Raw genomic sequence first — 8,524 nt, forward strand, 5'->3', positions numbered from 1 at the left:
AGTGGGTTTTGCCTGAAGTCGCCGGGAGCCACAGGCAGGCGCCTAGGGTAAGGCTCATGACTGGGGCTAAGTCGTAACAAGGTAACTGTACCGGAAGGTGCGGTTGGATCACCTCCTTTCTAAGGAGTTATTTTGCGCCGCTCGCGGCGCAAATCTGGCGGCCATCGTAGCCGAACCAGACCTTCGCGCAAGCGAAGACTCGCCTAACCTGCGCCAAGATTCGGCCCGCCCCGCAAGGGGCGGGTTTTTTATTCCCTCCGAGAAGAACCTCTCTTCTCCCCCCTTGCAAAGCAGTACACTGCTCAAGGTATGACCCTCGACCCCACCGAGCTTGAACTGCGCCAGGAACCCCTTCAATTCTTCATCCACCTCTCCCGCACCAGCCCCGACATCACCACCTTCCGCTTTGCTTCAGGCAAGGAGATCGTTTTTCTCAACCACCCCGACCTGATCCGCGAAGTGCTCATCGAGCGGGCCGAGCAGTTCCACAAATCCGACCTGACCCGCGCCTTTGCCGGAGGCATGGGCAACGGCATTTTGCTTTCCGAGGGCGAGTTCTGGAAGCAACAGAGCCGGCTGATGCGCCCGGCCTTCCACTACAAACGCCTCCAGGGCTACGCCGAGGTAATGACCCGGTTTACCCTCGAGATGCTCTCGCACTGGCAGAACAGCGAAATTCGGCATATTGACGAGGACATGAACGCCCTCACGCTGCGGGTGGTGGCTAAGTGCATGTTCGATGTGGAGGCTGGCGAAGACCGCGAGATCATGCACCGGGCCATCATGCTGGGGCAGAAGGTGGTGGGCCAGATGGTCTACGGCTGGCTCAACCTGCCCGACTGGCACCCCGCTATGAACCGCGACGGCATCCGGGTGGTGCGGGCCCTGAACGAGATGGTGAGCCGGCACATCGCCCACCGGCGGGAGCGCGGCGACCTGGGCGACGATTTGCTCTCCATGCTACTGGAAGCGCAGAGCCAGTCCGACGTAGAGCTTTCCGACCGACAACTGCGCGACGAGGTACTCACGGTAATCACGGCAGGCCTCGAGACCACCGCCAACGCCCTGATTTGGACGTGGTACCTGCTCGACCAGCACCCACAGGTAAAGGCCAAGCTCAGGGCCGAGGTGGACAGCCTGGGCACACTGCCGGGTTTTGAAGACGTGCAACGTCTCCCCTATCTGGATCAGATCTTCAAGGAAAGCCTGCGGCTGTACCCGCCGGTCTGGATTATTGGGCGTGAGAACGTGGAGGCGCTTGAGCTCGGCGGCCTCAAGTTACCCCCCAAGACCCAAATTGTGATGAGCCAGTGGGCCACCCAGCGCGACCCCCGCTTCTTTGAGCAGCCCGACGAGTTCCGGCCCGAGCGCTGGACCCCCGAGTTCGAAAAATTGCTGCCGCGCGGGGCCTACTTCCCCTTCAGCCTGGGGCCCAGGGTCTGCACCGGCCAGGGCTTTGCTACCGTGGAGTACAAGCTGATTGTGGCCACGCTGCTGCAAAAGTTCGACCTCGAGCTCACCCGCCCCGCCCCCATCCGCCCCGAGCCCAACTTCACCCTCTGCGCCCACGGGGGGCTGCCCATGCGGGTACGCGCCCGGAAGTGATACCAACTTTGTTTGAACACACACCCTACAAACCGGCCACACCAACGACCTACACACCCCTCGCAACGCCTTTGGTCTTCACAAAAATCTCAACATCCGGGATTCAAAATCCCTTGTCCTGGACAGAACAACAGCTTTACCCAAACAATCTACCTTTCTCGACAAACCCTTTTTTTAACCCTGGGCTGCCGCCAGCTTGGGGGGCCGACGGATACCCAGCGACAGGAGCGCTGCTGCAATCCCAATAGCCCCGGCCAGCAAGAAAGCCAGGTTGTACTCGCCCAGCGCGTCGCGGGCGGCCCCTCCGGCCCAGGCTGCGGCAGCAGCCCCTAGCTGGTGGGCGGCAAAGACCCAGCCGTAGACCGTGCCCACGTTCTGCCGCCCGAAGTTGTCGGCCACCAGGGCCACGGTGGGGGGCACGGTGGCGATGTAGTCCAGGCCAAACACCACCGCAAAAACCAGCAGGGTCTCGGGGGTGGTGGCAAAGGGCAAGAACAAGAGCGAAAGGCCCCGGAAGCCGTAGTAAAGGCTGAGCAGCACTCGAGGGTCGTAGCGGTCGGTCAGGTAGCCCGAAGCCAGGGTGCCCACAAAGTTGAGTGCCCCCATCACGGCCAGAATGCCGGAGGCGGTGGTCGGGGTCAGGCCGCACGAGACCGCATAGGGGATAAAGTGCACCCCCACCAGGCCGTTGGAGGTCGCGCCGCAGATGAAGAAGGTGGTGGCCAGGAGCCAAAAGGTGGACGAATGCAGAGCCTTGCCCATGATGCCGGGGTCGGCGGTAATCTTCATGGGGGCCGAGCCAGAGGCCGCCCCCAGGGCCCGCAACCCCATTTCGGCGGGGCTATCTTTCATGAAGAACCACACCGGCACGAGGGCCAGCAGCGACACCGCCGCCATGATCCAGCTGGCCTCGCGCCAGCCCAGCCCGCTGGCCCAGAAGACCAGGGCCGGGATGAAGATGAGCTGGCCCGCCGAGGTGGCCGCCCCAAAGATGCCCGTCACCAGCCCCCGGTGCCGGATGAACCAGCGGTTGGCCACTGTGGCCCCCAACACCCCGCCCACCACCCCGGTGCCCACCCCGCTCAGGAGCCCCCAGAAGAGGTGAAGCTGCCAGACCTGGGTCATCAGGGCGCTCAGGGCCATGCTCAGGCCCATCAGCCCCAGCCCAAACAGGGTGATGCGCCGGGGGCCCAGGCGATCCATCAGGTAGCCGCTCAAGGGCGCCCCCAGGCCAAAGAGCACCAGGCCAATGGCTGTAGCGAAAGAAATACTCTGAATGGCCCAGCCGGTGCTGTCGTGGAGGGGCTGAATCAGGGCCCCCGGCACCGAGCGGTTACCGGCGGCAATCAGGGTCGCCACCACCGCCACCACCACCACGATCCAGCCGTAAAAAAGCCTAGGCATGCAGGGCCCCTTCCATCTGGCGCAGGGCTTCTTGAGTCTCGCGCACCAGCGTTTCGACCAGCACGGCGGCAGGCAGGCTACGGCACAGGCTGGCGGCCTGCCCCGCCCACAGCGACATGAACTCGAGGCGGCCTGCCTTGGCCGCCGCCTGGCGAATTTCGGCGGTAAGGGCATTCTGGATGGGGTAGGGCGGCACCAGGGCCTCGTAGGGCTGCATGCGCTCGATGAAGGCGTTGCGTAAACCCCGCGCAGGTCGGCCGGAAAAGGTGCGGGTAACCACGGTGGGGTCGCCCTGGGTGTGCAACAGGGCTTCTTTGTAAAGGGGGTGGATGCCCGCCTCCGGGCAGGTCAGAAAGGCTGTGCCCATCTGCACCGCCGAAGCCCCCAGGAGCAAAGCTGCTGCAATGCCCCGCCCGTCCATGATGCCCCCAGCGGCAATAACGGGGACTTTCACCGCCGCCACCACCTGCGGCAGCAGGGCCAGGGTGCCGGTCATAGAATGTTCGAAAGGCCCGATAAAGGTGCCCCGGTGGCCCCCAGCCTCAGCCCCCTGGGCAGAGATGTAGTCGGCCCCGGCCTCCTGCCAGGCCAGGGCCTCGGCCACGTTGGTGGCGGTACCGATGACCCTGCAACCCGCCTGGTGCAGACGCTCGACCTGGGGGGCGGGTAAGAGGTCGAAGTGAAAGCTCACCACCGGGGGCTTTTCTTCCAGGAGCACCTCGAGCTGCGCCTCAAAGTCCTCGCTGAACTTCACAGGCGGCTTCCCCGGCGGCAGGCCCAGCTCGGCCCGGATGGGCTCCAGGCGCTTTAGGGCGGTTTCCAGTTCGGCTGGCGAAATCTGCACCGGCTTCAACACAAACAGGTTGACATTGAAGGGCCTATCGGTCAGGGTGCGAATTTTCTGGATTTCCTCGCGGAGCCGCTCCGGCGGAAGCATTACCCCCGCCAGCGAGCCCAGCCCGCCCGCGTTGGAAACGGCAGCGACCAGCTCGGGAGTGGTAGCCCCTCCGGCCATGGGGGCCTGAATGATGGGGTGGGGGGTTAGGTCAAAAGCCATGCCGGATTGTACTCACTTCCGCGCCACCGCGACCAGCGCCACCCCCAGCAAAATGATGGGCAGGGCGATAAAGGTGTAGATGTCCAGCTTTTCGTGGGCAATGAAAACCCCCAGCAGCACCGCCACCACCGGGTTCACATAGGCGTAGCTGGTGGCCAGGGCAGGGCGAACGGTATCGAGCAGGTAGGTAAAAGCGCTGTAGGCAATCAGGGATCCGAACACCGTGAGGTACAGCAGGGCCAGGATGGCTCCCAGGCTCGGCATCTGGGTCATGCGCTCGCCCAGGAGGAGGCTCAGGCCCAGCAGAAAAAGCCCGCCGGTGAGCATCTGGGTAGCCGAGGCCATCAGCCCTCCGGGCAGGGGAAGGTGGCGGCTCCAGGCCGTGCCAAAGGCCCAGCACAGGGGCGCACAGGCCAGAATGAGTGTGGCCACCGGGTTGGAGCGCAGGGAGCCCTCGAGTGAGAGCAGCACCACCCCCACAAACCCCACCAACAGACCCACCCACTCCGTGCGGTGCGGCCAGCGGCCCCACCAACCCGAGAACAGCACCACCAGCAGGGGGGTTGCGGCAGGAAAGATGGCGGTGAGGCTCGAGGCCACCCCCAGCGAGGAAGCCAGCATCACCCCGCCCATGCCACCCCCCATCAGCAGAATGCCCACCCGGGCCGCACCCCCCCACTCCGCAGGTGTGGGCGTGGGATGCCCACGCCCACGCAAGAATGCAAACAGCAGCCCCCCTGCCACCAGAAAGCGAATCGCACTACCCAGAAAAGGAGGAAACCCCTGCACGGCGTAGTGGATAGCCAGGTAGGTCGAGCCCCAGATGAAGTACAAAGCCAGCAGTGCCAGCAGCACCAGAGGCGGGTTGTGGGGGCGGGCCAGGCTCGGCTGCACCGTTACGACCACTTTCTCTCTAGGGCTTCCTGGGTGCTGACCACCGTGCAGAACTCCCCGCTCAGGCTGGCCAGATGCACCCGGTGCACCTGGTCGGCTGAAATCATGCCCTCGGGGCTTTGCTTGGCAAAGGCAGCGCAGGCATCTCCCACCAGCCACACCTCGAAGCCCAGGTTGCCGGCCATGCGCACGGTGGTGGAGACGCAGTGGTCGGTAGTCAGGCCCGCTACCACCAGTCGGGTAATGCCCTCCTGGCGCAGGTAGGCCTCGAGGTCGGTACCAATAAAGGCGCTGTTGACGGTTTTGGCGAAGATGGGCTCCCCTTCCTGGGGACGGGCCTCGGGCTTGAAGTCGTGTCCGGGCTGAGCAGGGCGCAACGGCGAGGTGGGGCGAAGCGAGTGATGTTGAACGTGAAGAACCGGCGTACCGGCCTGCCGAAACCCGTCCAGCAAGGCGGCCACGTTGCGTTCGAACTGGGGGTTGTTGCGAAGGCCAAAGTAGGCGGTGTCGTCGAGCCCTTGTTGGATGTCTATCAGCAGCAAAGCCGTTCTGGACATGGTTCGCCTTTCGCCCTGAGGTATCCAGAATAACCCAACCTGAGCCGTGAAAGGGATTGGCTAAAGCGTGCCTGCGGAGGATGACAGGCTCTGGCTCAGGTTGAGGGTCTGGAGGTATTCCCCAGAATGGGGAATAATCTAACTATATACGCTTACATCCCTATTTGTCCATACACCGTTTGTTCTTTTGTTATCATACCGAATATGGTTCAACTAGATGCGCGCGACCGGGCCATTTTGCTCGAGCTTCAACAGGAAAGCCGGCTCTCCTATGCTGAAATTGGCCAGCGGGTGGGGCTTTCCCCCGCAGCTGTGCATGACCGGGTGAAAAAACTCGAGCGCAGGGGGGTCATCCGAGCGTACAAAATTCAGGTTGACCCCGAAGCCCTGGGCCTCAAGCTGACGGCCTTTGTGGCCATCCGACTGGACAACAACTTTACCGGAAGGGAGATCCAGCCCGCCCTCGAGCAGTTTCCCCAGATCGAGGAGGTGCACAGCATCGCCGGCGAAAACGACCTGCTGCTCAAGGTGCGCACCAGCGATACCAAAACCTTAGAGGCCCTCATCTACCGCATCAAGGCCGTGCCGGGCATCGCCCGCATCACCTCGACCATTGTGCTTTCCACAGCGCTCGAGGGCCGCCCCCTGGTTCCAGACGAAAGCGAAAAAGCTGTTCAGTAGATTCCAAGCTTTGTAAGCGCTTACAAAGAGAGCCCCCCACCGGCGTTGTGCGCTGGAAGTGTCCCGGCTAACGTTTGCCCAGAGCCCCTGCGACTAGACTCGAGTCCATGAGAGAGCGCATGTACGCCATCACCACCCCCGAAGAAGCCGATAGGTTCATCGAAAGCCAGACCGTCACGGCCATATTCAAGGCGGGCACCTGCCACAAGACCATGCAGGGCTGGGGCAACGTGGAAAAAATGCTGCGGGAGCGGCCCGAAATCCCGGTGGGCATCATAAAGGTGGTCGAACATCGCCCGGCCTCCAACCGCGTGGCTGAACGCACCGGCATTGTGCACCATTCGCCCCAGATTATCCTTTTTCGCAACGGCCAGCCGCTCTTTGAGCTCAATAACTGGGACATTACCCTGGAGAACCTCGAGTCCCTCTTCAGCCAGTACCTGCCCGATGTAAAGGTTGAAAAACCACAGGAAAGCGGCTCGAGCAACCTCGAGCGCCAGACGAGGCCCACGCAGAACACTGAGCCCCTACCCTCCCCCAGTGGGCTCGCGCCTGCCGGCCTCGAGCCCTACAAGCGCCTGCTGGACGCCTACCTGAGCGGCGCGGTCAGCGAGCCGCAGTTCACCTGGACGTATTTGAACATGTTCCGCGAGGATGCCTCGCTGCGTTCGCAGGAAGAGTTCGAGTTGCTCAACTCGCTCTTTGGCAACCCCGACGAGCACCACATCCACCCCAGGGCCATCATGCAGTTCGAGCAAGAAAACCCCCAGGCCACGCCCTTGCGTGAGCGGGCGCAGGCCCTGCGGCAGAAGCTCGAGACGCTGTAAACCCCGTCTGGCGTTTTTGTCTCCGCCTGCTGTGGCGGGGTTTGCATTTCTCATGCCTGCATCGTCAGGAACGCGAATGTGCCGAGCAGCCAGCAATAAAGAACCCCCCTATTGGGGGGCTGGAATGGAGTCCCTGGCAACAGTGCGAAGGAAAATGGAGCGCCAGGCATTGAAGCTTAGCCTCGAGGGGTTCCAATGGGAACCTTATGAGCAGGGGTGGCTCGAGGCTAAGCGCCATCAAGGTAGCAATTAGTTTTGCAAAAGATGTGGAAGCGTTTACAGGATTGAGCACGGGCTCTGCGGGGAGCTTATCTGATCACCCACCCAAACCACACAAAGCTTGGGGTTTGTGTGGCATGTTGAGGAAGCATGCGCCGGGCCTACTCCACCTCCCACTGCGTCCTCGAGCTCCCCGAATATCACCCCTTCCCCAAATACAAATATGGCGGGGTGGCCGAGGCGCTTCGGCACGAACTGAACATCCAACCAGCCCCCGCCATTGGCTGGGAGACCCTGGCCCTGGCCCATACCCACGACTACCTGCAAAAGCTCCGCACCGAGGGGCTGAGCCGCCAGGAGGCCCACAAGGTGGGGCTGCCCTGGACCCAAAGCCTGCTGACGCGGGCCTTGCATGCTGCCGGAGGCACCCTGGCCGCCACCCAGGATGCCCTGGAAACCGGCCTGGGCCTCAACCTGGCCGGGGGAACCCACCACGCCTATCCAGACCGGGCCGAGGGCTACTGCCTGTTCAACGATGTGGCCGTAGCCATCGCCCACCTGCGAACCGGGGGCTGGCGTGGACGGGCTTTGGTGGTTGATTTGGACGCCCACCAGGGCAACGGCACGGCGGTTTTTTTCCAGCGCGACCCCCGCGTGTTTACCCTCTCGGTACACGCCCTGCGCAACTACCCCCTCAAGAAGGAGCAGAGCAGCCTAGACGTGGGCCTGGGCGATGCCACCGGCGATGCCGAATATCTGGCAGCCCTGGAGCCCGCCCTCGAGCAGGCCTTCGCCTTCAAGCCCGACCTGGTCTTCTTCAACGCCGGAGTAGATGTGCTGCATAACGACCGCTTTGGGCGGCTGAACCTCAGCTTGCTAGGGCTGGCCGAGCGGGATCGGCGGGTGTTCGCAAAAGTAAAGCAGGCCCACGTACCCCTGGTGGTGGTCATGGGCGGCGGCTACAACCGCGACCCCCGCACCACAGTGGAGGCCCATGCCCAGACCTACCGGCTGGCGCTCAATGTGCTGGGCACTCGTTGAGCTCAGGATAGTCTATAGTCTATAGTCTATAGTCTATAGTCTATAGTCTATGGTCTATGGCTGATGGCCGAGATATGGTCTTGCCCTGTGGCCCTCTAAACCTGGATGTGAGTAATCACTGGTGCTAGTCACAAAACGATGTCAGCTATACACAGGTCTGGGGAAGCAGCGATGAGGTTCAGGGCGATGATGAGGTAAGCCCACCAAGCGGTAAAGCCAAGTTCAGTACGGTGATGGCG

The 8,524-nt window shown here is 62.6% G+C and carries 8 protein-coding genes and 1 rRNA gene; 5 read left to right on the plus strand and 4 right to left on the minus strand.

Annotation, left to right across the window (positions count from 1 at the left end; translation table 11 throughout):
- Together J3L12_RS16295 and J3L12_RS16300 are read left to right on the plus strand one after the other, a co-directional pair.
- A 16S ribosomal RNA gene (locus J3L12_RS16295) occupies positions 1–119 on the plus strand; the annotation flags it as partial.
- 190 nt (positions 120–309) lie between these two features.
- Positions 310–1,605 carry a cytochrome P450 gene (locus tag J3L12_RS16300; RefSeq protein ID WP_208016106.1) on the plus strand — a complete coding sequence of 432 codons (1,296 nt, stop codon included), beginning with the start codon at positions 310–312 and terminating at the stop codon, positions 1,603–1,605.
- Positions 1,606–1,779: 174 nt separating this feature from the next.
- Here the strand turns inward: J3L12_RS16300 and J3L12_RS16305 are convergent, their stop codons facing one another.
- Genes J3L12_RS16305 through J3L12_RS16320 form a run of 4 tightly spaced genes read right to left on the minus strand, consistent with a single transcriptional unit; the run spans position 1,780 to position 5,517 of the window.
- Positions 1,780–3,009: an MFS transporter gene (locus J3L12_RS16305; RefSeq protein WP_208016107.1), complete on the minus strand. Its 1,230-nt coding sequence runs from the start codon at positions 3,007–3,009 to the stop codon at positions 1,780–1,782.
- Positions 3,002–4,066 (minus strand): nitronate monooxygenase, encoded by a 1,065-nt coding sequence (locus J3L12_RS16310; RefSeq protein WP_208016108.1) that lies wholly within the window; start codon positions 4,064–4,066, stop codon positions 3,002–3,004. Before J3L12_RS16310 ends, J3L12_RS16305 begins: the two co-directional genes overlap by 8 nt.
- Positions 4,067–4,078: 12 nt before the next feature.
- Positions 4,079–4,972: a drug/metabolite exporter YedA gene (yedA, locus tag J3L12_RS16315; protein WP_347708938.1), complete on the minus strand. Its 894-nt coding sequence runs from the start codon at positions 4,970–4,972 to the stop codon at positions 4,079–4,081.
- Positions 4,963–5,517 (minus strand): cysteine hydrolase family protein, encoded by a 555-nt coding sequence (locus J3L12_RS16320; protein ID WP_208016109.1) that lies wholly within the window; start codon positions 5,515–5,517, stop codon positions 4,963–4,965. Before J3L12_RS16320 ends, yedA begins: the two co-directional genes overlap by 10 nt.
- 204 nt (positions 5,518–5,721) lie before the next feature.
- On the opposite strand from J3L12_RS16320, the gene J3L12_RS16325 reads away from it, so the two are divergent.
- From J3L12_RS16325 to J3L12_RS16335, 3 genes are all read left to right on the plus strand, one after another.
- Positions 5,722–6,198 (plus strand): Lrp/AsnC family transcriptional regulator, encoded by a 477-nt coding sequence (locus J3L12_RS16325; protein ID WP_208016110.1) that lies wholly within the window; start codon positions 5,722–5,724, stop codon positions 6,196–6,198.
- Positions 6,199–6,305: 107 nt separating this feature from the next.
- A complete protein-coding gene (locus tag J3L12_RS16330; protein ID WP_243455334.1) occupies positions 6,306–7,025 on the plus strand; it encodes a monothiol bacilliredoxin BrxC family protein in 720 nt (239 codons plus the stop codon).
- 369 nt (positions 7,026–7,394) lie between these two features.
- The gene (locus J3L12_RS16335; RefSeq protein WP_208016111.1) at positions 7,395–8,285 is read left to right on the plus strand and encodes a histone deacetylase; all 891 of its coding nucleotides are present in this window, start codon (positions 7,395–7,397) and stop codon (positions 8,283–8,285) included.
- Positions 8,286–8,524: the final 239 nt, after the last annotated feature.

It is taken from the genome of Meiothermus sp. CFH 77666 (assembly GCF_017497985.1).
Taxonomy (GTDB): Bacteria; Deinococcota; Deinococci; order Deinococcales; family Thermaceae; genus Meiothermus.